At 72.7% G+C, this 23,959-nt stretch carries 18 protein-coding genes; 4 read left to right on the top strand and 14 right to left on the bottom strand.

Annotation, left to right across the window (positions count from 1 at the left end; all coding sequences use genetic code 11):
- Positions 1–22: 22 nt before the first annotated feature.
- Both DV20_RS30150 and DV20_RS30145 read right to left on the bottom strand, forming a co-directional pair.
- Positions 23–772, bottom strand: coding sequence for a hypothetical protein (locus DV20_RS30150; RefSeq protein WP_043786267.1), 750 nt, complete (start codon positions 770–772; stop codon positions 23–25).
- Positions 769–1,344, bottom strand: a complete 576-nt coding sequence (locus tag DV20_RS30145; RefSeq protein WP_051736195.1) for a papain-like cysteine protease family protein — start codon at positions 1,342–1,344, stop codon at positions 769–771. Before DV20_RS30145 ends, DV20_RS30150 begins: the two co-directional genes overlap by 4 nt.
- A 247-nt stretch (positions 1,345–1,591) precedes the next feature.
- On the opposite strand from DV20_RS30145, the gene DV20_RS30140 reads away from it, so the two are divergent.
- Positions 1,592–2,590, top strand: a complete 999-nt coding sequence (locus DV20_RS30140) for a hypothetical protein (protein ID WP_003085563.1) — start codon at positions 1,592–1,594, stop codon at positions 2,588–2,590.
- 198 nt (positions 2,591–2,788) lie between these two features.
- Here the strand turns inward: DV20_RS30140 and DV20_RS30135 are convergent, their stop codons facing one another.
- The 3 genes from DV20_RS30135 to ahcY all read right to left on the bottom strand — a co-directional run bounded on the left by DV20_RS30135 (position 2,789) and on the right by ahcY (position 5,087).
- On the bottom strand, positions 2,789–3,232 hold the full coding sequence (locus DV20_RS30135; RefSeq protein WP_043786265.1) for a type II toxin-antitoxin system VapC family toxin: 444 nt from the start codon (positions 3,230–3,232) through the stop codon (positions 2,789–2,791).
- The gene (locus DV20_RS30130; protein ID WP_043786263.1) at positions 3,226–3,513 is read right to left on the bottom strand and encodes a toxin-antitoxin system HicB family antitoxin; all 288 of its coding nucleotides are present in this window, start codon (positions 3,511–3,513) and stop codon (positions 3,226–3,228) included. The genes DV20_RS30135 and DV20_RS30130 overlap by 7 nt, the downstream gene beginning before the upstream one ends.
- A gap of 101 nt (positions 3,514–3,614) precedes the next feature.
- Positions 3,615–5,087 (bottom strand): adenosylhomocysteinase, encoded by a 1,473-nt coding sequence (ahcY, locus tag DV20_RS30125; protein WP_043786261.1) that lies wholly within the window; start codon positions 5,085–5,087, stop codon positions 3,615–3,617.
- Between the two features lie 92 nt (positions 5,088–5,179).
- Here ahcY and DV20_RS30120 point away from each other — a divergent pair, with 92 nt between their 5' ends.
- Positions 5,180–7,438 carry a hypothetical protein gene (locus DV20_RS30120; RefSeq protein WP_043786260.1) on the top strand — a complete coding sequence of 753 codons (2,259 nt, stop codon included), beginning with the start codon at positions 5,180–5,182 and terminating at the stop codon, positions 7,436–7,438.
- A gap of 51 nt (positions 7,439–7,489) precedes the next feature.
- Here the strand turns inward: DV20_RS30120 and DV20_RS30115 are convergent, their stop codons facing one another.
- From DV20_RS30115 to DV20_RS30105, 3 genes are all read right to left on the bottom strand, one after another.
- Complete coding sequence (locus DV20_RS30115) at positions 7,490–8,197, bottom strand: LPXTG cell wall anchor domain-containing protein (RefSeq protein ID WP_084093748.1); 708 nt, start codon at positions 8,195–8,197, stop codon at positions 7,490–7,492.
- A gap of 272 nt (positions 8,198–8,469) precedes the next feature.
- Positions 8,470–9,996: an amino acid permease gene (locus DV20_RS30110; protein ID WP_043786256.1), complete on the bottom strand. Its 1,527-nt coding sequence runs from the start codon at positions 9,994–9,996 to the stop codon at positions 8,470–8,472.
- Between the two features lie 98 nt (positions 9,997–10,094).
- Positions 10,095–11,012 (bottom strand): cation diffusion facilitator family transporter, encoded by a 918-nt coding sequence (locus tag DV20_RS30105; protein ID WP_043786255.1) that lies wholly within the window; start codon positions 11,010–11,012, stop codon positions 10,095–10,097.
- A gap of 474 nt (positions 11,013–11,486) precedes the next feature.
- On the opposite strand from DV20_RS30105, the gene DV20_RS30100 reads away from it, so the two are divergent.
- The gene (locus DV20_RS30100; RefSeq protein ID WP_043786253.1) at positions 11,487–14,420 is read left to right on the top strand and encodes an AfsR/SARP family transcriptional regulator; all 2,934 of its coding nucleotides are present in this window, start codon (positions 11,487–11,489) and stop codon (positions 14,418–14,420) included.
- Between the two features lie 895 nt (positions 14,421–15,315).
- Here DV20_RS30100 and manA read toward each other — a convergent pair.
- From manA to DV20_RS30075, 5 genes are all read right to left on the bottom strand, one after another.
- On the bottom strand, positions 15,316–16,545 hold the full coding sequence (manA, locus tag DV20_RS30095; protein ID WP_084093747.1) for a mannose-6-phosphate isomerase, class I: 1,230 nt from the start codon (positions 16,543–16,545) through the stop codon (positions 15,316–15,318).
- 55 nt (positions 16,546–16,600) lie between these two features.
- Entirely contained in the window at positions 16,601–17,695 is a 1,095-nt protein-coding gene (locus DV20_RS30090) for a hypothetical protein (RefSeq protein ID WP_043786250.1), read from the bottom strand.
- The gene (locus DV20_RS30085; RefSeq protein WP_043786248.1) at positions 17,679–17,900 is read right to left on the bottom strand and encodes a Trm112 family protein; all 222 of its coding nucleotides are present in this window, start codon (positions 17,898–17,900) and stop codon (positions 17,679–17,681) included. Before DV20_RS30085 ends, DV20_RS30090 begins: the two co-directional genes overlap by 17 nt.
- An 87-nt stretch (positions 17,901–17,987) precedes the next feature.
- Complete coding sequence (locus DV20_RS30080) at positions 17,988–19,343, bottom strand: phosphomannomutase/phosphoglucomutase (protein ID WP_043786246.1); 1,356 nt, start codon at positions 19,341–19,343, stop codon at positions 17,988–17,990.
- 80 nt (positions 19,344–19,423) lie between these two features.
- Positions 19,424–19,777: a DUF3499 domain-containing protein gene (locus tag DV20_RS30075; protein WP_026468546.1), complete on the bottom strand. Its 354-nt coding sequence runs from the start codon at positions 19,775–19,777 to the stop codon at positions 19,424–19,426.
- Positions 19,778–19,856: 79 nt separating this feature from the next.
- Between DV20_RS30075 and DV20_RS30070 the strand changes: the two genes are divergently transcribed.
- On the top strand, positions 19,857–20,321 hold the full coding sequence (locus tag DV20_RS30070) for a metallopeptidase family protein (protein ID WP_004559274.1): 465 nt from the start codon (positions 19,857–19,859) through the stop codon (positions 20,319–20,321).
- 250 nt (positions 20,322–20,571) lie between these two features.
- On the opposite strand, the gene DV20_RS30065 is transcribed toward DV20_RS30070, so the two are convergent.
- Complete coding sequence (locus tag DV20_RS30065) at positions 20,572–23,895, bottom strand: glycosyltransferase family 2 protein (RefSeq protein WP_043786243.1); 3,324 nt, start codon at positions 23,893–23,895, stop codon at positions 20,572–20,574.
- Between the last annotated feature and the right edge of the window lie 64 nt (positions 23,896–23,959).

Genomic DNA, 23,959 nt, shown 5'->3' with positions numbered 1-23,959 from the left:
GACGCCGAGCCCGCCGGTTCGTCTAGGCGGGGTGCCGCCGCAGGTGGAGCACGTAGCCGGCGCCGCTGACCGCGAGCACGCCGACGAGGATCAGCAGCGGCACCCAGCCGGTGTCGTGGCCGGAGGGCGCCGGGCCGCCGTCGCCGCGGGGCATGACCTGGGACGTCGCGTCGTAGCCGCCGGCCTCGCCGTCGCGGGCGTAGGCCGAGCCGGGGAGCTTGTCGGCGTAGCGCGCCTCGACGGTCCGCTGGTAGTCGGCGACCGCTTTGCCGTCGGCCAGCGAGGTCACCCGGCCGTCGCGGACCGCGTACCAGGCGTCGATCTGCGGCTCGTGCAGCAGCTGGGCGCCGGCGGGCAGCTTCCGGGCGTACTCGCCCTCGACGTCACCCGAGGCGATGTTGCCGACCTGCCAGGCGCCGTCCGCGCCGCGGACCGACCAGAGCGTGGCGGTCCGGCCGTCGGAGGCCTGCGCGGGGACCGCGAAGTAAGCGAAATCACCCGGCGCCGCGCCGGGCTTGCCCGCGACGAAGTCCGGCGAGAGCTCGTACACGGGGTACGCGTCCGGCGCGATCCGGACCGTCACCGGTCCCCCGGCGCCCGGTGCCTGGGCGAAGAAGCGGACCAGGACGTCCTGGTACCCCGCGGCCACGCTGTGCGCCGCGAAGGCGTCGGCGCTGCTGATGCCGGCGGCCTGGGCCGCGCCTGACACCGGAGCCGTCATCAGCAGCGCCGCGCCGGTCAGCACGGCGAGCACGAGCGCCCGCCTGCTCATCGGGCGATCCCGGTGAGCGTGTGCGTCCAGGCGAAGGACGCGTTCCGGCTGTAGTAGCCGTAGGTGGACCAGTTGTAGCGCTTGGCGGGGCCGGGGTCGCCCCAGAACACCCAGTCGCCGCGGGTGTCGTAGCCGTAGAGGACGTGCGTGTGGCCGCCACCCGAGCGGTAGCCGACGCGGGTTTCGACCGGCCGGTCCGCCGCGGTCTGCGTCCGGACGTCGGCGTAGGAGATGCGCCGGTCGAGGTAGCGGCCGGGCGAGCTGAAACCGAGCCGGGCGAAGGCGCGCTGCGGGTCGGCGAGCGTGCCGGGGAGGTTGGCGCAGTCCGCGCCGGTTTCGCCGTGGGCGAGCTGGCAGAACCGCGTCTGGCCGACGACCTCGCCGTGGTAGGCGGCGATGGTGTTGCCGGCGCCGGCCCAGCACCACTGGTTCTTCTGCTGGAGCTGCAGGACGATCTGGTTCCGGTAGGTCGACGGCACTCCGGGCGCGGCTCCGGCAGTGGCCGGCGCGACCAGGCACAACAGCAGGCTCACGGCCAGTACGGCGTGGACCTGGCTCGACTTCACCAGCACAGACGGCCTCCTGTGGAGGAGTGGGCGAACCAGCGGTGGTCACAACGGTGAACAACGCGGTCACAAGGAGCAAGAACGCCATCCGGAGGAACGGACCGTTCCGGGGGACAGCCGGAACGCGGAACGCTCACCTCAACGAGGCCAACCACCCTGAACGGGGGTCGGCACGGCCACTCTACGCTGCTACCGTGAACGTTCCGCGGTGTTCACGCCCAGCGCACACACTGGTCGGGTGAAGGGACGAGCGGTGGCACAAGACGGGAACCTCCCACTGATCATCGATGGCGCCCGCACGACCCGGGCATCGGTCGCCGAACTGCCGAAAGAGCTGACCGAGGCCCTGCGCACCGGCGAGTTCCACCACGCCTTGAGACTGGCGATCGCCTACCGCGGCCTCTCGCTGGCCCGGCTGCGCGCCCACCTCGCTCTACGCGGCGTCCAAATCGGACAGTCGACGCTGAGTTACTGGCAACGCGGCCTGCGTCAGCCCGAGGTGCCGAAGGCGCTGCCGGCGGTCCGGGCCCTGGAATCGGTTCTCCAGCTGCCCGCGGACGCCCTGGTGGTGCTGATCGGCCCCCGCCTGGTCCGCCGCGGCCACCAGCCGGCGGCGTCGTTCCACGACCTGCGTTCCGGCGACATGGGCTCGATCGTCGAGGACCTCCTGGCCGAGCTGGGCGCGTACCCGTCGTCGAACCACTACAACGCCGACCTGGAGCTGCTGTCGGTCCACGACACGATCACGTTCGACGCGGAGCACCGCCAGGTCAGCCTGCGCACCCGGCTGGTGACGCGCGCCCGGCGCCACGGGCCGGACCGGTATCTGACGGTGTACAACGGCGATCCGGGCTGCCGGATCGACGACGTCGAGCTGATCACGGACGAGGGCTGCCGAGTCGGCCGGATGCGCCGCAACCCGGACGCGGACACGATGGCCACGGAGCTGCTGTTCGACCGCAAGCTGGCCGAGGGCGACATCCACGTGTTCTGCTTCGAGGTCCGCGACGATTCCGGGTCGGCTTCGCCGGGGTACTACCGGATGCTGCGGGACCGCTGCGCGAGTTACCTGGTGCAGCTGCGGTTCGACCGGAACGCGCTGCCGGCCCGGTGCACGCGTCAGGTCCGGGCGCGGGACGATGCCCTGCCGGTGGTGGCGGAGGAGCTCGCGTGCGACATGGGCGGGGTGAGCAGCGCGTTCTTCAGCGACGCCGGGCCCGGGCTGGCCGGGGTCGCGGTCGAGTGGAACTGACGCCGGGCTCGATGCCCCGCTGATCACGCGTGATGCCCGCCCAGTCACGCGTGATGCCTGGTTGCGCACGGTCGGCCCGCGTGCCGGAGCGGTCAGGCTCGTGTGACTCGCGTGACTGGCGGGGCATCTCACGTGACTGGAGGGGCATCACGCGTGATTGGCGGGCATCACGCGAGTGGCTGCGCACGCCGTCGGCCGTCAGAGCACCTCGAACCCGTTGGCCTTGGCCGCGTCGGCCTGGCGCTCGTCGCGGGTGACGAAGGTGACCGGCTCGCCGCCGGTGAGTTCCGCGGTGTCGTGCATCGCGACCGCGATGTGGATCGCGTCGAGGGTGCGCACGGGGTAGTTCTCGGTGACCAGCCGTCGGGCCGCCGGGAAGATCCGGCTCGGGGCCAGCGGGATCACGCCCAGCACCGTCCGCGTGTCACGGTCGAACTGGGTCAGGAACTCGCGGGCGTCCGGGATGCGGCCGGTCCGCTTGGCCGCGGTGACGGCGCTGGCGCACTCCAGCCGGGTCAGCTCGCTGGTGAGCACGAGGTGGCCCCCGTCGATCAGGAGCTTTCGCAGTTCGGCGTGATCGGGCTCGTCGGCGAGGTAGGCCCCGACCACGGCGCTCGTGTCGGCGTAGAAGACGGTCACCATTCACCTCGGGTCCAGTCGAGTGCCTCACTGACAGCCGTGCCCCAGCCACGCGAGCGTTCTTCCAGCTCGTCGTGCCCCGGCGCTTCCCCCTCCGGCTCGAAGGTGATCAGCTTGCCTTCCGCCACCAGGCGATTTCTTCGCTCCAGCGCGGTTTCCGTTGTTGCCACGATTCCCCTCAACGCCTCTGTGACCAGGTCGTTCATGCTGCGCCCCTGGGCTTCGGCCAGCGCCTTCAGGCGGGCGTGCAGCTCGTCGTCGATCCTTGTGATCAACTGTTTCACGACCCCATGATAACACGTCACCCATTAGTGCTATCATTGTCACAAGCGCAAAACAAAGGGCCGCCCCGAACACTTTCGGGGCGGCCCTGACCAGCAAGAACTCAGTACCGGTAGTGCTCCGGCTTGTACGGCCCTTCGACATCCACATCGATGTACTCGGCCTGTTCCTTGGTCAGCTTCGTCAGCTCACCGCCGAGCGCCTCGAGGTGGATGCGAGCCACCTTCTCGTCGAGCTTCTTCGGCAGCCGGAAGACCTCGTTGTCGTACTCCTCGTGCTTGGTGAACAGCTCGATCTGGGCGATCACCTGGTTCGAGAAGCTGTTCGACATCACGAACGACGGGTGGCCGGTCGCGTTGCCCAGGTTGAGCAGACGACCCTCCGACAGCACCAGGATGCTCTTGCCGTCCGGGAACACCCACTCGTCGACCTGCGGCTTGATGTTGATCCGGCGGATGCCCGGGTACCGCGCCAGTCCGGCCATGTCGAGCTCGTTGTCGAAGTGGCCGATGTTGCCCAGGATCGCCTGGTGCTTCATCTTCGCCATGTGCTCGACCAGCACGACGTCCTTGTTGCCGGTCGTCGTGATGACGATGTCCGCCTCGGGCAGGGCCTTCTCCAGCGTGCGGACCTGGTAGCCGTCCATCGCCGCCTGCAGGGCGCAGATCGGGTCGATCTCCGTCACGATCACGCGGGCGCCCTGGCCGCGCAGGGACTCCGCCGCGCCCTTGCCGACGTCGCCGTAGCCGCAGACCACCGCGACCTTGCCGCCGATCAGCACGTCGGTGCCGCGGTTGATGCCGTCGATCAGGGAGTGGCGGATGCCGTAGCGGTTGTCGAACTTCGACTTCGTCACCGCGTCGTTGACGTTGATCGCCGGGAACAGCAGCTCGCCCGCCGCCGCCAGCTGGTAGAGCCGCAGGACGCCGGTCGTGGTCTCCTCGGTCACGCCCCGGATGCCCTCGCCGATCTTCGTCCACTTGCCGGTGTCGGACGCGACCGAGGCGCGCAGCAGCTCGAGGAACACGCGGAACTCGTCCGAGGTGTTCTCGTCCGGGGTCGGCACGACGCCGGACTTCTCGAACTCGGTGCCCTTGTGCACGAGCATCGTGGCGTCACCGCCGTCGTCGAGGATCATGTTCGGGCCCTCGCCGTCCCAGGTGAGCATCCGCTCGGTGCACCACCAGTACTCCTCGAGCGACTCGCCCTTCCACGCGAACACCGGGACGCCCTTGGGCTCCTGGGGCGTGCCGTGCGGGCCGACGACGACCGCCGCGGCCGCGTGGTCCTGCGTCGAGAAGATGTTGCAGGAGGCCCAGCGCACCTCGGCACCCAGCGCCACCAGCGTCTCGATGAGGACCGCGGTCTGCACCGTCATGTGCAGCGAACCGGAGACGCGCGCCCCGCGCAGCGGGTAGACCTCCGCGTATTCGCGGCGCAGCGCCATCAGTCCGGGCATCTCGTGCTCGGCGAGGCGGATCTCCTTGCGGCCGAATTCGGCGGCATCGAGGTCGGCGACGGCGAACTCGATGCCGTTGCGGGTCTCGTGCCGCTTGGCAACGCTTTCGGGGGTCATAGTGGCGATTCCTCCAAGACTCGATGACACCCGAACACTACCGTTGTCCGCTCGACTGTCCCTAGAAGTGTTAGGAGGCCCTTACCGTGCCCATGCCCGGACCGGACACCCGTGTCGTGGAAATCCGCGTCGCCGGGCTCGTGGGCACCAGCGGGGAAACGCTGCTCGACGCGGTTGCGACCGTCGACGTCGCCGGCGACGGCCTGGGCCGGGTGATCCGCCCGGCGGACCGGCTGCGCCGCCCGGCGCCCGGGCCGGTGCTGCCGGCGCTGGGCCGGTCGATCCCGCGGACGCTCGAGGGCTACCTCTGGCACGGCATGACCTCGGGCGGCGCCGCGAAGGCCACCTGGGCGCTGCTGTTCCCGTTTTCCCTGGCCAACGTCGCCTTCTGGATGCTGCCGCCGGCCCCGCCGGAACGCCGTCTCGCGCGCGTCCTCGGCGCTGTCTGCCGCGGGTTGCTGCGCGTCGGCGCTCTGCTGCTGACGATGCTCCTGATGGGCCAGCTCGCCGCGATCGCGCTCGACCTGTTCGCCGCGCAGTGCCTGGCCCCCGGCTCGGGCTGCCTGCCGGTGATCCCCGACGTCCTGCGCTCGGGGCCGGCCCGGATCGCCGTCGGCGTGCTGCCGCTGCTCGTCGTGATCTTCGTCCTGCACCGGATTTCGAGCGCGACCTGGGCGGTGCACGCCGACGGCGACCTGACCGGCGGCCCGCTGCGGATGCGCGCCGACCCGGAGACGCCGGCGTTGCGCTGCCTGCACACCGTCGCGGCGCTGGCCTCGGTCGCGCTCCTGCTGCTCGGCGGGCCGTTCCGCGTTCCGGGTGACAGCGCCGGCCTCGTGGCCTGGATCGTCACCCTGGCCGTGGTGCTCGCCACCGTCGTCGCCGCCGCGATCGGCGTCGACACCGGCCGGTTCGCCCGGCCCGGCGTGCTCGCCTTCGCGACGCTGCTGGTCGTCGTGGCCGCGGTCCGGCTCAGGCCGGGTGCGGGCCCGCTGCCCGGCACGAACGGCGTCGTCGAAGGCCTCGGCGCGGCCATGGTCGCCGTCACCGTGCTGTTCGCCCTGTTCCTCGCCCCGGCGGCGCTGCTGGCCCGGCCCGGCTGGAAGCACAAGCCGCAGCGCCTGCGGCCGTGGATGGGCGGCTGGGCGGCCGCCCCGGTGCTCGCGCTGGCCGGCCTGCTCGGCGGCGGGTTCGGTGCCGGGCTGGCCGAGGCGCTCCGGCGGCTTTCCGGGGCGGAGCACCTGCGGGTGCCCGACACGTACGTGCTGGTCACGGTCCTGTGGGGCGCCGGACTGGCGCTGGCCGCGGTGCTCGGCGTGCTGGGCTTCGCGGTCGCCGTCCCGCTGCGCCGGCTGCGGCGGGGCATTCCGGAGATCGTCGAGCTGATGGAGCACGACGAGCGGCAGGAGGCCCAGGCCGCGGCGGCCTGGGCGCGCTCGGCCTGGGAACGGCGGCACCTGCACCACCTGGCCCTGGCGGTCGCGAGCGCGATGTCCGCGGGCGGCGCGGCCCTGCTGGTGCTGCGCTTCGGGTTCGGGCTGGTCCCCGGCTGGTTCGGCCCGCTGTCCGCGATCGGCGTGGTCGCGCTCGGCGCGCTGGCCGCGGGTCTGCTGCGCGTGGTCTACACGGCCGCGCGCACCCCGCAGCGCAGCCGCCACCTCGGCGCGCTGGCCGACCTGGTCTGCTTCTGGCCGCGGGCGGCGCACCCGACGGTTCCGCCCTGCTACGCGCTGAAGGTCGTCCCGGAACTGGCCGCGCGGGCGCGCGAACACCTCGCCGAGCCCGGCACGCGCGTGGTGCTCTCCGGCTACAACCTCGGCAGCCTGCTCACGCTCATGGCGGCCGCCCGGCTCGCGGCCGAGCTGCCGGAGGCGGACCTCGAACGCGTCGGCCTGCTCACCGCCGGCTCCCCGCTGCAGTGGGGCTACCAGCGCGCCTTCCCGGCGTTGCTGCCGCAGGAAGCGCTGGAACGGCTCTTCGCCGACCTCGACGGCCGCTGGCGGGCCCTGTGCCGCGGTACCGACATCTTCGGCGGCGGCGTGACGACCTGGCGGCACTCGGTCGCCGACCGGCGGCTGCACGGCGTCGGGTTCCTGCCGGACGGCGGCTGCGGCCCGGTGTCGGCGACGGCCGACGGCAACGGCGTCCTGATCCTCGGCGGCGACCACTGGCTGCCGGACCCGCTGCGCGGCCCGACCGGACGGCACCGCTGGGCGCCGGGGGTGCTCAAGCACCAGGACTACGTCGTCGACGCCGAATGGGACCACGCCGTCGCGATGGCCGCCGGCCTCGGCAAGCCGTCCTGGGGCGAGCAGGGCTCGCTGTTCGGGGACTTCCCCCCGAAACGGTGAAGGCCCCTCGCGCGCGGAGCGAGGGGCCTTCAGCCGTGGACTAGCTCAGCTTCACTCGGAAGCCTTGCGGCGGAACTTCAGCAGCGCGAGCAGGCCGCCACCGGCGGCGAGCAGCAGGGCGCCGACCCAGATCAGCCAGCTGTTGTCGAAACCGGTGTTGGCCAGGCCGCCACCGGTGCCCGACTCGTTGCCCGCCGGCACGGCGGCCGGAGCGGTGGTGCTGGCGCTGGTCGGCGCGACCGAGGTGTCGGAGGTCGCCGGGCCCGGCCGCGTGGCCGTGGTGGTCGACGTCGGCGTCGACGGCTTCGTCGTCGGCGTGGCGGTCTCGGTCGGCTTGTCGGTCTTGGTGCCGCAGGCGAACCAGTGGCTGATCTGCGGGACGTTCTTGAAGTCCTTGCCGACCATCGGGGCGTGCAGCTTCTCCCACGGCGGGACGGCGGAGAGGCCCTTCTTGCCCGGCACGTAGGTGTTGTACTCGTTGCCACCCTTGACCACGATGGCGGCGACCGTGACGCCCTCGGCCACGCCGGTGACCGTCAGGTACTGGTCCTTCGTCGTGCCGCCGGTGACCTTGAGCTGGTCGCTCACGTCGACGGCCTTGCCGAGGCCGATGTCCTTGCACTTGGTGGCGTTGCCCACCGTGCCGGTCGCGCGGTCGTCACCGGGAACGCACGCGAAGGCGGAACCGGCGGTTCCCATCAGAGCAGCGGTGGTGAGCGCCATGACCGCCACGGCACCGCGGAAGGTACGTCTGCGCATTGAGTGTCTCCTGTACCGAACGGGGGAAGAACGGCAAATCTGGGGGACGTGTCGCCACGGCACGTGGTTAATCACGCGGCTGTAATTCACCCGTCAGTGGCGCACGAAGGATGGAAAGGTATCGCACGTCACGCCACCGCCTACAGGGGGTCCCCCATTGCGCACGAATCGCAAGATCGTCTTGATCAAGCCGTAACCTCGCATTAAGCAACCAAACGCAAAAAGCCCCGCCGACCTGGGCGTCCAGGTGGGCGGGGCTTTTATCGCGCAAGTCAGGCGTCGGGCGCCTTCACGGGTTCGCCGGCCCCTTCGGCCTGGCGCTTGCCGAGCAGCGAATGCCGGCGGCTGTACGCGAAGTAGATCACCACGCCCACCAGCATCCAGGCGACGAACCGCAGCCAGGTCAGCACGGTCAGGTTCAGCATCAGCCACACGCAGGCGAGGATGGCGAGGATCGGGATCAGCGGCACCAGCGGCACCTTGAACGCCCGGGGCAGCTCCGGCCGCGTCCGCCGCAGCACGAGCACGCCGGCCGAGACGAGCACGAACGCGAAGAGCGTGCCGACGTTCACCATTTCCTCGAGCTTCTCCGCCGGGAAGAAACCGGCGGCCACGGCGACCAGGCCGCCGACGATGAGCGTCGCGCGCGTCGGCGTGCCGCGGTCGCCGGTCTTCGCCAGTCCGCGCGGCATCAGGCCGTCGCGCGACATCGCGAAGATGATCCGGACCTGGCCCAGCATCAGCACCATGACAACGGTGGTCAAGCCGGCCAGCGCGCCGAAGGAAATGATGTTGGCCGCCCAGTCGACGCCGTTCGCGGAGAAGGCCGTGGCGAGGGTCTTGTGGCTGCCGTCGCCCGCCTTGGTCGCGAGGTCCTTGTACGACGTCATGCCGACGACGACGAGCGACACGGCGACGTACAGCACGGTCACGATGGCCAGCGAGCCCATGATCCCGCGCGGCACGGCCTTCTGCGGGTTCTTCGTCTCCTCCGCGGTGGTCGCGACGATGTCGAAGCCGATGAACGCGAAGAACACCAGCGAGGCGCCGGCCAGCAGGCCGAAGACGCCGAACGAGCTGCTCGCACCGCCCGCGACCAGCGAGAACAGCGACTGGTCGACACCGGTCTGGCCGGCTCCGCCCGTCTCGCCCGGCGGGATGTACGGCGTGTAGTTGGCGCCCTTGACGTAGAAGAGGCCGAGGATGATCACGAACAGCACCACGGCGACCTTGATCCCGGTGATCACCATCGAGACCCGCGAAGACAGCTTCGTGCCGACAGCCAGCAGGAGCGTCAGGATCGCCACGACGAGCAGCGCACCCCAGTCGACGGTCACGCTGCCGATGTCGAACGTCGTCTTCGTGCCCTTGCCGAACAGGTAGCCGAGCACCGTCTCGAGGTACACCGACCAGCCCTTGGACACCGCGGCCGCGCCGACGGCGAGCTCCAGGATCAGGTCCCAGCCGATGATCCACGCCATGAACTCGCCGAAAGTGGCGTAGGAGAACGTGTACGCGCTGCCCGCGACCGGCACGGTCGAGGCGAACTCCGCGTAGCACAGCGCCGCCAGCGCGCAGGCGATCGCCGCGAACACGAAGGCGAGCGAGACCGACGGCCCGGCGTAGTCACCCGCGGTGCGCGCGGTCAGCGTGAAGATGCCGGCACCGATGACGACGGCGACGCCGAAGACCGTGAGGTCCCACGCGCTCAGGTTCCGCCGGAGCTTGGTGTCCGGCTCGTCGGTGTCCGCAATGGACTGTTCGATCGATTTAGTGCGCCACAATCCCGTTCCGGGCACCGTTGACCTCCTGCGGCTGGCCTGCATGTATCGCAGTAGGTCACCCTATCGGGTCAGACCGGTGACGGCTTGCCGAAGGGGCCGAAGTCGATCTTGGGCTACCGCGCGACGCTGCGGTCGAGGTCCGGCTCGAGGTAGATCAGCCGGGCGACCGGCACCTTGGCGCGGACCCGGGCCTCGGCGTCGTCGATGGCCGTGGCCAGCTCGGCGGTGTCGAGCCCCGGCACCATCGCCAGCTTCGCCGCGACCAGCAGCTCGTCCGGGCCCAGGTACTGGGTGCGGATGTGGATGACCCGCTCGACCTTGCCCGCGGCGAGCTCGTCGACGATCGTCGCGAGCACGCCTTCGTTGGCGCCTTCGCCGATGAGCAGGCTCTTCATCTCGATGATGAGGATGATCGCGATGACGCCGAGCAGCGCGCCGATCGCGAGGGTGCCGACGCCGTCCCAGACCGGGTTGCCGGTGGCGACCGACAGGCCGACGCCCAGCAGCGCGAAGACGAGGCCGAGCAGCGCGCCGGCGTCCTCCAGCAGCACGACGGGCAACTCGGGCTCCTTGGCCTGGCGGATGAAGCCCCACCAGCTCGCGTCGCCCTTGATCTTCTTCGACTCGGTGATCGCGGTGAAGAAGCTGTAGCCCTCCAGGGCGACCGCGACGAGGAGGATGATCACGGCGACGATCGGCGATTCGAGCGGCTTCGGGTGGCCGATCTTGTGGATGCCTTCGTAGATCGCGAACGCGGAGCCGAGGGTGAAGAGCATCAGCGCGACGATGAAGGAGTAGAAGTACCGGTCACGGCCGTAGCCGAAGGGGTGCTCCTTGTCCGCCTCCCGCTTCGACGTCTTCTGGCCGATCAGCAGCAGGCCCTGGTTCGTGGTGTCGGCCAGCGAGTGCACCGACTCCGCCAGCATCGACGACGACCCCGTGACGAGGAAGCCGACGAACTTCGCCGCCGCGATCCCGGCGTTCGCCCCGAGTGCGGCGAGGATCGCCTTGGTTCCGCCTCCAGCTGACACGACCGCTCCCCTGGTAGGTCCTGAAATGTCCGGGTGGAGCCTAATGGGAGCACGCGACGGCGGCCGTCCCGACCGGGAAGTTCGCTCAAGCGATGGCGGCGATGTCCCCGTCCTCGAAGTAGATCGCCTGGTGCAGGCGGCCACCCAACGCCGCGGCGTAGCGGGCGCCGCGCGGACGTCCTTCCCGGCAACGAGCAGGACACTCGCTCGCGAGGGGTCGAAAACGAACAGGATTCGCACGTTACCGGGCCGCAGCTCCTTCAGGTTCTGAATGCGGGAGCCGACGATCGTGTCGACCAACGGCCGCCCCAGGCCCGGACCACGACCGCCGCCGGGCCGATCCGCGACGCTTCCCGCCCGGTCCCTTTCCAGGTCGCCGGACGAGGCGAAGATCACGTCGACCGCGGGGCTCCGGTTCTGTCGTACCCCTTCGCTACCGTGGTTTTTCCAGCCGACCACTCCCGGGAAGGTGACATGGCGCACTTCGCCGTGCTCGGTCCGCTCGCCGTCGAGAGCCCGCCGGGCCGATGGGCGGTCCTGCGCGGTGAGCGGCAGCGCACGCTGCTGGCCGTGCTGCTGCTCAACGCCGGTCAGCACGTTCCCGTCGACGTGCTCGTCGAGGCGCTGTGGCCGGAGGGCCCGCCCAAGTCGTACACGTCCAACCTGCACACCTACCTCTCGCGGCTGCGCGACCGGATCGAGGGCCTGCGGGTCGAGCACGGCCCGCCCGGCTACCGGCTGCACGTCGAACCGGAGGAGCTCGACCTGCTCGTCTTCCGGTCCGCCGTCGCCGACGGGCGGCGAGCCGTCGATCCGGTGGCCGCCGCGGGGCACTACCGGCGGGCGCTCGCTTTGTGGCGGGGCCCGGTGCTGGCCGGGCTGCACGTGCCGCGGCTCGACGCCAACGTCGCCCGGCTGGAGTCCGAGCGGCTCGCCGTGTTCGAGGACTGCGTCGATGCGGAGCTCACCGCCGGGCGGCACGGAGAGCTGACCGGCGAACTGCAGGCCATGATCACCGAGCACCCACTGCGCGAGCGGCTGGCGGCGCAGCTGATGATCGCGTTGCACCGGGCCGGGCAGCAGGGCAGCGCGCTGGAGGTCTACCGCCGGCTGCGGGCCACGCTGATCGAGGAACTCGGCGTCGAACCCGGCGCGGAGGCCCGGCGGGTGCACGCGGCCGTGCTGCGCGGCGAAGACCCCGTGCCGCGGCTGCCGCCGTCGGTGTGGCCGGTGTGCCAGCTCCCGCCGGACGTCGGGGACTTCACCGGCCGCGAAGCCGAGCTGGCGGAGCTGGCCGGCGTGCTCGGGGCCGGCGCCGGCGTCCCGGTCGCGGTGCTCAGCGGCGAGCCGGGGGCGGGCAAGAGCACCCTCGCCGTGCGCGCCGCGCACCGGCTGCGCACGCGCTTCCCGGACGGCCAGCTGTACGTCCCACTGGCCGGCCGTGAGATCGGCGAGGTGCTGGCCGACCTGCTGCGCGCGCTGGGTGTCCCCGGCCCCGCGGTGCCGGACGACGTGCGGGCGCGCGCGGCGGTGTTCCGCGGCCGGCTCACCGACCGGCGGGTGCTGGTGGTGCTCGACGACGCCGTCGACCCCGAGCACGTCCGCACGCTGCTGCCGGGCACGCCGGGCTGCGCGGTGCTGGTGACGAGCCGTCGGCGGCTGAGCGGGCTCGCCGGCGCGCACCGGCTGGCCCTCGGTCCCCTGTCCGGCGCCGACGCCGCCGAGCTGCTGCACCGGCTCGCCGGGGCGCGGGTGGCCCGGGAGCGCGCCGACGCCGAGCGGATCATCGCGGCGTGCGCGCGGTTGCCGCTGGCGTTGCGGATCGCCGGCAGCAGGCTGGCCATCCGCCCGCACCTGCGGCTCGGGGAGCTGGCCGATCGGCTGGAGGACGAGGTCCGCCGGCTCGACGAGCTGACCGTGAGCGATCTGGCCGTCCGGAGCAGCATCGCGTTGAGCTACGAAGGCCTGCGGCCGCCCGCGCGACGAGCGTTCCGGCTGCTCGGCCGGTGCCGCCTCGCCGACCTGCCGGCCTGGGCGGTCACGACGCTGCTCGACGACCCGGACGCCGACGAGGCGGTCGAAGAGCTCGTCGAAGCGAGCCTGCTGGAGGCCCGCGGCGCGGACGGGACGGGCGAAGGCCGCTACCGGATGCACGACCTCGTCCGGCTGTACGCGGCGGAGCTCGGCGACCCGGCGCCGAGCGAAGGCCTCCGGACGGTACTGGCGGCCACGCTCGCGCTCGCCGACGCGGCGGCGGCCAGGCTGCCGCGCACAGTGCCGATGCCGTCCCCGGCCCACGAGCCGCCCGCGCAGCCGTTGCCGGAGGAGCTGGTGGAGCGGCTGCTGGCGCGTCCGGACGACTGGTTCGCGGCCGAGCGCGCGAACCTGCTGCTGCTCATCGGCACGCTCGCCCCGCGCGACGCCCTGCTGCTGCTCGACCGCCTCGGCGTCTACCTGTACCTGCACGGGCAGTACGCCGACATGCGCGCGGCGTACGAGACGGTCTCGGACGCCGACCCACCGCTGGCGACGGTCGCCGAGGCCACCCTGACCCTGCTGCGGCACGCGCGAGGCGAGTACGAGGAGGCCGCGGTCCGCTACCGCGCGTGCGCCAAGGAGCTGGAGGCCCACGGCGACCGCCGCACGCACGCGTGGGTGTCGGCGAACCTGGCTCACTGCCTGATCGGTCTGGGCCGCGCGGAAGAAGCGCTCCAGACGGCGACCGACGCCCGCGAGCTGTTCACTGTGGACGGATCCGCGGCCGAGCTCGGCTGGGTGCGAGCGGCGGAGTCGGCCGCCCTGCTGCGGCTCGGCCGGATTTCCGACGCACGGGAGGTCGACCGAACGGCACTGGCGGCGGCCCGCTCGACCGGCGACGCCCGGGTGATCGGCGAGGCCCTGCACGGGTTCGCGTGGTCGTCCCTGCTGACGGGCGACGACCCGGGCGCGGTGGCGGCGATCACGGAGTCGGTGCACCTGCTGCGCGGCACGATGGCGCGGTCGGCGTTGGCGAAGTCGTTGCGCACGTCCGGCGCGATCGCGGCGGCGACGGGCGCGCGCGAGGACGCGGTGGCGGCGTTCGAAGAGGCGCGCGAGCTGGCACGGGAGCTGGACGAGCGGCCACGGGAGCTGTCGTGCACTCGCGCGCTGGCGGCGGCCTGGATCGGCTCGGGACGGGCGGAGCAGGCGATCCCGGTGCTGCGGGCGTGTCTGGACGAGTTCCGTTCGATGGGCGGCAAGGCGGCGACGGGCCTGACATGGCTGGTGCTGCACCGGGCGTACCTGGCCACGGGAGAAACGCAGGCAGCGGCCGAGGCGGAGACCGAGGCCGCAGAGCTGCTGAACCCACGCGACGCCAGCGCGGCGGCCTTGCGGAGGGCACTGCTCGCTCTCACCCACCCGGCTTGACGGCCCTGCCTCTCCGGCCCGCCACCTTCGCCCGCTCCGGCCCTCGCCGAAGCGGCCCTCGCCGAAGCGGCCTAGCGGGCGCTGGCCGACCGGCCTGCCGGGCCGCGCACCGAACCGGGCTCACGTGGGCGGCTCCCCCAAACCCGCCTGCGGGCCCTCGCCGAGCCAGCCCGCTAAGCCCTCACCGAACCGGCCTGATGCGGGCTGGCTCGCCGCCAACTCGCCTGCGGGCCCTCGCCGAACCGGCCCGCCAAGCCCCTCACCGAACCGGCCTCACGTGGGCCGGCTCCCCACCAACCCACCTGCCAGGCCCTCGCCGAGCCAGCCCACTAAGCCCCTGACCGAACCGGCCTGATGTGGGCCGGCTCCCCCGCCAACCCACCTGCCAGGCCCTCGCCGAACCGGCCTGCGGGGCGAGGCCTGATGGTGCCGCCCCCTCACCGCACCACCTGCCTCGCCCTCGCGGCCGGGGTGGTGCCGCCCCCTCGCGGCACCACCTCGAGCCCAGACGCCGGGCGAATCCGACCGGCGCCACCCCCAGCGGACCCGGCGGCGCGCATCAGCGCACCAAGGTCCCCCTTGGTGTTGATCGTGGCGGACGCCGCCACACGGAACGCACACAGAAACCCGCGACCCCGCCAGTACCCCGATGGTCGACTCCCGCGGTCGGCTCGCGCACCCACACGGTCGGCTCACGTGCCTGGACCCTCAGCCCGGGTAGCCGGGCTCGGGCTCGGGCTCGGGCTCGGGCTCGGGCTCGGGAGCCGATCCTCCAGGTACGCAGGTCAACCTGGCAGGTACGCAGGGCCGACCAGGCAGATACCTGGGCAGGCCGAGCCGGTACGCAGGCACCCCACCGGGCGTGGATCAGGCTGGCGGGCCGGTGAGTGGGCCCTCAGTCTTCGCAGGTGCCGGCTGTGGCGCGGAACAACTGGGCCCGCTCCCCACCGAGCGCGCGCACACGCACCGGCGGGTCCGCCGCCGGCAGCCACACCGACTGGCCGCGGCGCAGCTCGACCTTCTCGCCGTCTTCGGCCGTCACCAGCAGGTCGCCCGCCGTGCACAGCAGGATCTGGGGGCCCACGCTGTCGACCGAGATTTCGTCGTCCTGGCCCGCCGCCCACTCCACGCGGGACAGTTCGAACTCCGGCGCGTCGGTCCGGTACACCGCCATGCGCCCGCCCGTGTCACCGCACTGGACCGGCATCTCGCCGCACGCGAAGTCGACCACCCGCAGCAGCTCCGGCACGTCCACGTGCTTGGGCGTCAACCCGCAGCGCAGGATGTTGTCCGAGTTCGCCAGGATCTCCACGGCCGTCCCGTGGAGGTACAGGTGCAGGTTGCCCGCCGGCAGGTAGATCGCCTCGCCCGCGCGCAGCGTCAGGCGGTTCAGCAGCAACGCCGCCAGCACGCCCGCGTCACGCGGGTGGGCCTCGCCCAGCTCCAGGATCGTCCGGCACTCGACCGCGAACTCGCCGTGCTCCTGGACGTGGACGACGCACGCGTCGAGCACCTCGGGCAGCAGCGCGTCCAGCGACGGCTGCGGCAGCGTGATCCACGTCGTGAACAGCGCCCGCAGCCCGTCCGGGTCCGGCTGGGCCTCCAGCAGCCCGGTGTACTTCGCCAGCCCCGGCGTCTCGATCGCCTTCAGCAGCTTCACCGTGCGGTCCGGGGTGCGGAACCCCGCCAGCGCGTGGAACTCCGTCAGCGCGCAGACCAGCTCCGGCTTCGCCGTCGGATCCGGGTAGTTGCGGTTCGCCGCGTCGCGCGGGATGCCCAGCTTCTCCTCGCGGGCGTGCCCCTCCGCGGCCTGGGCCGCCGACGGGTGCGCTTGCATCGACAGCGGCTCCTCGGCCGCGAGGATCTTCAACAGGAACGGGAGCCGCCCGCCCCACCGCTTCGCGCAGCGCTCGCCGAGCTGGGTCACCGGGTCGGTGTCCACCAGCTCGAGCAGGCTCCGCTCGGTCCCGTCGGGGCCGATCACGTGCGACGGGTCACCCGGGTGGGCGCCCATCCACAGCTCGGCCTCGGGGTGCGGCGCGGGTACCGGACGGCCCAGCAGCTCGGGGATCGCCGTCCGCGATCCCCAGGCGTAGGGCCGCACCGCGTTGCGCAGCAGCTCCACTGTCACCTCAACTCCACTCCTTCGGCACCGGCCGGAGGCCGGTGCTAGGCGGGTCTCACGCCGTCGCGGGCGCGAAGCGGCCCGCGCCGCCGATGCTGCCCGCCGCCAGCCCGAGATAGACCGCCGCCAGTTCGAACCGCAGTGCCAGCACCGCGGCCCGCACGATTTCGTCGGCCTCGATCTCCTCGGCCGGCGCGATGACGTCCGCACCCGGCAGCAGATCCTCGGCCTGGTAGCGCGCCGCGTCCGTGGCCGGACCGGTCCGCACCGAGAGCAGCAGCACCCGGGTGGGGATGTCACCAGAGGGATCGTCCGGATCGGCGAAGATGTCACGCTCCGCGCCACCTGATTGCGCCGCCCGCCGCAATGCGGGGCGCGCCAGGGCCTGACGATAGTCCTCGACGTCGCACACCGTGGCCGCGTGGGCCGCGAACGCGTGCGCAGCGTGTTCGCCGACGGCGACGGCGACCGGGTCCAGCCCCCACAGCAGCGGCACGCGGTCGGCGACGCGCAGCGCCAGCGCCTTGGCCGGGTTCGCGAACGAGTCCCGGGCCAGGTAGTCCTTCTCGGCTTCGAGGTCCAGCTGGTCGGCGAGCACCTGGACGTCGGAGATCAGCAGGCCCAGCGCGTTCGCGGTGAGCAGCCCGGCGGCCAGGCCGCGCGGGAACGCCAGCTCCGGCGGCACCGGGATCCGCGGCGCCAGCAGGATGCCCTTGCCCGCGACGGCGGCCGCCACCGGGCCTTCCGACGGCGCCGAAAGCACCACCGAGGCGCCATAACGCGCGGCGCGCTCCAGGGACGCGGCGAGCTCGCGGTCACCCGGGTCGTCGGTGTGCGCGAACACGACGTCGAGCGCGCCGATCCAGCTCGGCACCACCTCGGCGACGACCACCGGCACCGGGCACGAGGGCGCCAGCAGGGCGGCCAGCAGCCGCGTGAGCGTGCGGCTCACCCCGGGCCGGTCGATCAGCACGACGGCGCGCGGGCGGCCCATGTCGAGCCGGTCGGACAGCTCCAGTTCCGCGGCCAGCTCGGCGGTCGCCCGCACCTGGGCGCCCGCCATCGCGGCGGCACGGAGCAATCCCGCGCTGTCGGCCTCGGCCAGCCGCGCGGGGTCGTCGAGCAGCGTGTCGTCAAGCACTGTCGGCATCGGAATTCCCGTGCTCCCCGGGCCGGGTCGCTTCGTCCAGCAACAGCACCGGGATGCCGTCACGGACGGGGTACACGCGACCGCATTCCGTGCACGTCAGCGCGTCGGCCTCGGGGTCGTCCGGCGCGCCCGGCCGGAGCGGGGCGTGATCGGGCGACGGGCACGCCAGGATCTCGAGGAGCTGGGCGTCGAGCGTGATGGCCATGGTTCCTCCATACCACGCGAGAAGGTGTGATGAAGGGCACTTCAGGACACAGTTCGGCCCGCGGCCCGCCCTTCATCGTGGACGGGGTCAGCTGCGGATGATCGCGAGCACTTCGTCCACCAGTCCCTGCACGGCCTCGGCGTTCGCGGCCTCGACGTTCAGGCGGAGCAGCGGTTCGGTGTTCGACGGGCGCAGGTTGAACCAGGCGCCGCCCGGCAGCTGCACGGTGAGGCCGTCCAGCTCGTCGAGCTCGACGCCGGACCGGGTGCCGAAGCTGTCCTTGACGGCCATCATCTTCGCGACCTGGTCGTCGACTGTGGAGTTGATCTCCCCCGAAGCCGCGTAGCGCGAGTACGCGCTGGTCAGCTCGCTCAGCGGGCCGGTCTGCTCGCCGAGCGCGGCGAGGACGTGCAGCGCCGCCAGCATGCCGGTGTCGGCGCGCCAGAAGTCGCGGAAGTAGTAGTGCGCGGAGTGCTCGCCGCCGAAGATGGCGCCGGTGCGGGCCATCTCGGCCTTGATGAACGAGTGGCCGACGCGGGTGCGGACCGGCTTGCCGCCGTGCTCGGCGACGATCTCCGGCACGCCCTTGGACGTGATCAGGTTGTGGATGATCGTGCCGCCCGGGTCCTTGGCCAGCTCGCGCACGGCGACCAGCGCGGTGATCGCGCTCGGCGAAACCGGCTCGCCGCGCTCGTCGACGATGAAGCAGCGGTCGGCGTCGCCGTCGAAGGCGATCCCGGCGTCCGCGCCGACCTCGCGCACCTTGGCCTGCAGGTCGACGATGTTCGCCGGGTCCAGCGGGTTGGCCTCGTGGTTCGGGAAGCTGCCGTCGAGCTCGAAGTACATCGGCACGACGTCGATCGGGAGACCCGCGAAGACGGTCGGGACCGTGTGGCCGCCCATGCCGTTGCCGGCGTCGACGACGATCTTCAGCGGCCGGCTGCCCGACAGGTCGACGAGGTTGCGCAGGTAGGCGGCGTAGTCGGCGAGGACGTCCCGCTCGGTGACCGTGCCGCGCTGGCCCTCGAACTCCGGCACGCCCTGCTCGACGGTGTCGCGGATCTCGGCCAGCCCGGTGTCCTGGCCGACCGGCGACGCGCCGGCGCGGCACAGCTTGATGCCGTTGTACTTCGCCGGGTTGTGGCTGGCGGTGAACATCGCGCCCGGCAGGTTCAGCGAGCCCGACGCGAAGTACAGCTGGTCGGTGCTGGCCAGCCCGATGCTCACGACGTCGAGCCCCTGCGAGGTGACGCCCTCGGCGAAGGCCGCGGCCAGGCCCGGCGAGGAGTCGCGCATGTCGTGGCCGATCACCACCGATGGCGCCTCCGGCTTGATGAGCAGGGCGAAGGCGGCGCCGAAGTCGCGGACGAGGTCCGCGTCGAGCTGCTCGCCGACCACGCCGCGAATGTCGTAGGCCTTCACGATGCCCGAAAGGTCTGGCACGCCGTCTCCCCGCGAATAGTCGTCCCGGCGCCCGCTGCGCCGCGCGGAAAGCCTACCGGCGAGGTGAGTGGGTTACGCGTTCAGGCGCGGCCGGGCAGGACCCGCAGGTGGCCGCGGCGCCCCGACGGGCCCTCCGGCTCGGGCGCGGGAGCCGGTTTGCCGGGGCGGCCGGCCTCGCGCACGGCCTCGGCCAGCGCGGTCAGTTCGTCGGCCGACGGGTCCGGAGCGGCGAAGGCGCCTTCGTGCCGGACGACTTCCCAGCCCTTGGGCACGGTCAGCCGCAGCGCGTGGGCTTCGCAGAGGTCGTAGGAGTGCGGCTCGGAGGCGGTGGCCAGCGGGCCGACGACGGCGGTGGAGTCGCTGTACGCATACGTCAGCGTGGCCACCGCTGGCTCGAGACAGCCAGTACGCGAACACTTCCGTACGCTCCGCACGAAACGAAACGATAGCGCGTCGCCGCAAGCCTGGAGGAGCGACACGCGCTGGGACGTGCCGACCGCATAGACTTCGGGCGTGGCGACGGCTCGTGATTACCGACAGCGGCGGCGCTCGCGACGGGACCGGCACGGCCGGGGCCTGCGCGGGACGCTGTATCCGGCGACCCTGCCCGCCGCCGCGAGCCGTGCGGAACGGTTCGACGCGCTGGTGCTCGACGCACTGGAGCCGATCGAAGCCCGCTGGCGCCACGAGCTGACGAAGCTCGACGTGGCGGTCGACGACGTGCCGGAGGTCCGCGAGAACGGCCATTCGCCGGCGGACGGCGTCCTGCACGACGGCGCGGTGCCGCTTTCGCGGCTGGTGCCGGCCGGGGTGGACCGGACGGGGCTGCCGACTCGGGCGCGGATTGTGCTTTACCGGCGGCCGTTGGAGGCTCGGGCGAAGGATCCGTCGGAGCTGGCTGAGCTGGTTCATGACGTGCTGGTGGAGCAGGTGGCTGGGTATCTCGGGGTGGAGCCGGACGTCATCGAAGGGGAGTAGTTCCTGGCGTGCGTCTGCTGCGGTTGGAAGTCTGCCGCGGCTGAAAAGCTGAAAGCTGTCCTCGCCGGACGGGCAGGCTCTGGGATGGCCGCTCTTCGCTGCTGCTGGCTCTCGTTCGTGAGGTGGGCCGCTGGGTGGTCATCCCGTCGCCTGATTGAGGCCTATCACTTTGAGCCGGGCCCGCAAGCCTGCGCTGTTCTCCTGCCTTGCGCTGGTGGTTGCGGGCCCGGCTCAAAGTGATTTTCTGGCCTCAGGCGACGGGATGACCACCCTGCTCCTTTGGTGGGTCGGTGGGGCGTGCGGTGTTGCCGCTGCGCCGCTCACGGGCGCTCCGGGTTGGGACTGCCGTCAGGAGGGTGAACAGCGCTGCCGCCAGTTGGGCCAGCAGGAGGAGGTTTCGTTCCGTTCCTGGGTACTCCACCGTTACCTCTGATGACGTCGGGGGCAGCGATACCGCCACCTGGTGGCCCCAGGCCGGCACGATGGGCACCGGCTTGCCGCCCACCGTTGCCCTCCAGCCCGCTTCCTGCTCCGCCGCCAGCACCAGGAGCCGTCCGGTTGGGCCGTCGGATACGCGTACGCGTACCTCCGGGAGGTCTGCCCTTACCGGTGCCACGCCTGGGGCGTTGCCGGGGGCGCCGCCGCCCGTGACCGCTGCTTTTGCCTGCTCCGGTGAGATCAAGATCACCTGGCCTGCCGGGGGGAGCAGGCGGAGGACGCCACGGCCGTCGGATGTCGGGGCGGCCACCGAGAGCAGGTCCTTCGCCAGCGGTGGGTACGCCCGTGGGTCGGCTCCTGGGGGCAGCACCACGAACTGGACGCCCGCGGCGGCCGCCGCCGCCAGGGAGCGCTGGACCGCCGCCGCGTCGCCCTGGGCGAGGTCGGTGCGCCAGGCCGCCAGGCGGGCCGGGGTGGCCGGTGCCGGGGCCAGTTCGTCGTCGCCGTAGTGCGGGAGGCGGGCGCCGATCTGGCGGGTTGCGTCCGGGGCCAGGTCGAGCACCGACCGGCCGGACGCCGTCAGCTCGGCCGCCACCTCCGGGGCGAGCGACGGCCGCTCGCCCGCCCGCAGCGGCCCCTGCGAGCCGACGGCCACCGCACCGGCCGCCAGGGCCAGGAACACCGCCACCCCGGCCACCGCCATCACCTTCGGCAGCCAGGCCGCCGGGACGCCGGCCGTGCCGCCGCGCTGCCACGACCCCAGCACGACCCACAGCAGCCCGGCGCCGATGACCAGCAGCGGCACGCCCGCGTAACCGTGCGACGGCGCGCCGCCCTGCATCGGGACCGCCGTCACCAGCCGCACCAGCACCAGCCCGCCCGCGCCGAGCGCCGCGAGCGCGAGCCCGCCGGCGGCGAGCTTCGTCGGCCGGACGACCACCGCCACGAGCGCCGCGGCGATCACCGCGACGCCGATCGGCCAGGCACCCGGCCCCCCAGGGTCGAGCCCGGCCAGGTCGGTCCCGGAGACGGCCGAAGCCGCGCCGCCGAGCCCCTGCACGAGCAGTTCCGGGTGCTTCAGCAGCACCGTCGGCCACGGCAGCAGCAGCACCAGGGGCAGCAGCACCACGATCCCGACCGACGCGGTCCGGCGCGCCAGCCCGGTCGGCGCGGGCAGCACGACGAACCCGATCAGCAGCCCGGCGAGCGCGAGCCCGTGCGCCAGCGGCGAGAACGCACCGAGCAGCGCCACGCCGAACGCCGACAGCGCCGAGACGTGCAGCCAGCGCGTGTCCGCGTGGACCAGCAGCCCGGCGAGGCCCGCGGCCACCAGCGGCAGCACCAGGTGCACCACGACGACGTCGAGCCGGCCCTGCGCCACGCCCGCGGTCGCGGCCGGCAGCAGCGCGTAGGTCGCGGCGACGACCGCGCGGACCCACCGGCGCACGCGAAGCCGTCTCGTCGCCGCGTACGCGCTCAGCGCGGACAGTGGGATGTCGCCGAGGAGCAGCACGGCCACCAGCGCGGCCGGCCCGCCGATCGGCGCGAACACCGCGCCGAGCGTGCCGAGCACCGGCAGGGTGGCCGACGCGGGCGCGCCGGTGCCGCCGGCGATCGCGTGCCACGGCGTCAGGTACGACGTCCAGAGCTCCCCCAGCCCGCCGACCGGGAGCAGCCTGCCGCCGAAGAGGTCGAGGCCGAGCCGGGCGCGGTTGACGACCAGGCCGAGCGCGGTCAGCACGACGAGCAGGACCACGGGCGGCGCGAAGACCGTGGCCGCCAGCACCCGGCGGCGGTTCACCTCGACGAAGACGAGTTCGGGTTCCGGCTCTTCGGCGTCGGGGGTGTCTTCGGCGGCCGGGGCTTCCGGCAGCGTGACGGCGACGAGCGTGCCCGGGCGGCGCAGCCCGGACCCGCGCGAGCTGACCCCGCGCAGCGCGCCGGCGGGCAGCGCGTCGGGGCCGACCGGGCGGTTCTCGCGGGCGTCGAGGGCTTCCGGCGTCACCCACGCCGACTCGGTTTCGACGGTCTCGGGCACGCGGCCGAGAGCGACGTCGTTCTCGACGCCGCGGCGCACCAGGCCGACGACCCCCGCGCGGACGGCGTTGCGCAGCCGGGTCCCGCGTCCGGTGAAGAGCCCGCGAACCGTGCCCGGCCGCGGATTCCGCCGCCGGTGGGCGCGCGCGGCGCGCAATCCGCCGCGTCCACTGAGGAGGTACGCGGCAGCGGCGAGCTCGGCCCGCGCTTCCCCGGTGCGGCGCAGCAGGACGAAGGCCAGCGCGCGCAGCACCGCCAGCAGCGGGAGCCGGATGAGGCCGAGCCAGAAGGAAAACGGCGAGCAGTTCACCAGGAACACCCGCAGCCCGTGGGCGCGGTTGGCGGCGGGCAGCGGGCCGGGGAGCGCGTCCGCCGTCCGCTGTCCGGTGGTGACGGCGCGGGCGTGCCGGACCCGCGCGAGCGGCACGGTCAGCACCACGCCACCGGCGGCGTTGGCGCGCCAGCCGAAGTCGAGATCCTCGCGCAGCAACGGGAAACCGGGGTCGAAGCCGCCGAGGGAGTCCCAGGCGTCGCGGCGCACGAGCGAGCCCGCGCTGGGCACGGCGAGCACCGCCACCGGGTCCTCGCCGGTCGCGGCGACCTGCTGGCGGTGGCCGGAGGCGTCGGTGGAGAGGCCGGCTTCGACGATCAGCCGCGGGTCCGTCCAGTCGACACCGAGCGCGCCGAGCACGGTGGCCGACGGTTCCTTCGTCGCGGTCTGCAGGAGCTGCTCGAGGCAGTCGGGGTCGGGCGCGCAGTCGTCGTGCAACAGCCACAGCCAGGAACCGGGGTCGCCCCAGCGCTCGGTGGCGTGCGCAACGGCTTCGGCGACCGCGGCGGCGAAGCCGGTCTCACCCGGCAGTGTGATGACCCCGGAGAGCACGGGGGCGGAATCCGGCCCGGGATCTTCGGCGGCTTCGGCGAGCAGCCGTGGGGTCGCGTCGGTGGAGCCGGTGTCCACGGCGAGCACGTGCCGGGGCCGGACGGTGCTGCGGCGCAACGCGGAAAGCGCCAGCGGCAGCCAGTTTTCGCCGTCGTGACAGACCACAATGGCCAGAACGGGCGCGGTGCGCGAAACGGGCGCGGCGGTGCGGGGCAACGAACGCTCCAGATCAGGCGGCAGTCGGTGCGGCCACCCTACGGCCCCGGCCCATCACCCGATG

This window comes from Amycolatopsis rifamycinica, assembly GCF_000695625.1.
GTDB classification, from domain to species: Bacteria; Actinomycetota; Actinomycetes; order Mycobacteriales; family Pseudonocardiaceae; genus Amycolatopsis; species Amycolatopsis rifamycinica.
This window is presented reverse-complemented; position numbering and strand designations above follow the sequence as displayed.